2 protein-coding genes are annotated in these 1275 nt (G+C 73.0%); both read right to left on the reverse strand.

The annotated features are described in order from the left end of the window. A partial coding sequence (locus A7A76_RS17220; RefSeq protein WP_206412355.1) for a methyltransferase domain-containing protein occupies positions 1–320 on the reverse strand: 320 nt, incomplete at its 3' end. An 8-nt stretch (positions 321–328) separates the two neighbouring features. After that, entirely contained in the window at positions 329–1123 is a 795-nt protein-coding gene (gene bioH / locus A7A76_RS17225; RefSeq protein WP_206412356.1) for a pimeloyl-ACP methyl ester esterase BioH, read from the reverse strand. Positions 1124–1275 lie beyond the last annotated feature (152 nt).

The raw sequence follows: 1275 nt of genomic DNA on the forward strand, positions 1-1275 counted from the left end.
TCGGGCCGGCGCGCGCCGCCGAGCAGGCGCGGACGCCAGCCGCCGGCGCCGAAGTTCTCGCGCGCCTGGCGCAGCATCGGCGGCGCCAGGTCGAGCGCGATCACCTGCGCGCGCGGCCAGCGCTTCTGCATCGACGCGCTGAGGTGGCCGGGGCCGCAGCCGACATCGACGACCACGTCGGGCACGCGTTCTTCGAGGTAATCCAGGGTTTCGCTCAGGCGCGCGCCGACTTCGCGCTGCAGCGCGGCGGCCTGGTCGTAGCCGTGCGCGGCGCGCGAGAACGAGCGGCGCACTTGGCGGTGGTCGAACAGATCGGTCATGGCGGAACTCAAGAGGCGACGGCGGCCGGCGCCTGCGCGGCGAAGGCTTGGATGGCGGCGGCGACTTCGTCGGTGGCGCCGAGGAACGGCGCGTGGCCGGCGCTGGCGATGACTTCGCTGCGGCCGTGCGGCGCGAGCGCGGCGGCGGCCGGCATCGCCCCGGCCGGCACCAGGCGGTCGCGGCGGCCGGAGATCCACAGGCTCGGCACGCGCAGCTGCGGCAGTTCGGCGCGCACGTCGAACTCGTCGAGCAGCACCAGGCCTTCCTGCAACGCGCGCGGCGCCGGTTCGCCGCGTTCGAAGGCGAGCTGGCGCAGGTGGCGCAGTTCCTCCTGGGCCTTGGCCGAGCCCAGCGCCTCCAGCGCCAGGAAGCCGTCGAGGGTGCCGCGGAAATCGCGTTCGAGCGCTTCGCCGAAGTTGCGGAACAGGCTCGGCTGCACGCCGTGCGGCCAGTCCTCGCCGACCACGAAGCGCGGCGAGGACGCGATCAGGATCAGGCCGCGCACGCGCTCGGGGTGGTCCAGGCCGGCGCGCAGCGCGACCTGGCCGCCGAGCGACCAGCCGAGCCAGAAGGCATCGGGAATGCGCTGGGTGAGCTCGTCGGCCAGCGCCTTCGGATCCAGCGCCGTGGCGTCGTCGCGGGCGTAGCCGTGGCCCGGCAGATCGATCAGATGCAGGGTGAAGGCATCGCCCAGGCGTTCGACCAGCGGCGCGAACAGGCCGGCGTGCATGGCCCAGCCGTGGATCAGCGCCAGCGCCGGGCGCCCGCTGCCGGCGGGAGCGCCGGCGGTTTGGATGTACATGGAAAGTCCGTGCTGCTGCGTTTGCATGCCGCCGTCGCGGCGCGGGGGCGAGGCGACGGTGGGTGATGCGTTTTCGTTGTTTTCGCTTTTTCGCTCGTCATCCCCGCGAAGGCGGGGATCCAGAGACTTCAGAGTCATGCTTCGGTGAAGCC

Origin of the sequence: Lysobacter enzymogenes, assembly GCF_017168095.1 — a bacterium.
GTDB lineage: Bacteria > Pseudomonadota > Gammaproteobacteria > Xanthomonadales > Xanthomonadaceae > Lysobacter > Lysobacter enzymogenes_D.

Bases quoted from the DNA above. Each gene is read 5' to 3' on its own strand.
- bioH (WP_206412356.1), bottom strand. From the start codon at position 1,123: ATGTACATCCAAACCGCCGGCGCTCCCGCCGGCAGCGGGCGCCCGGCG.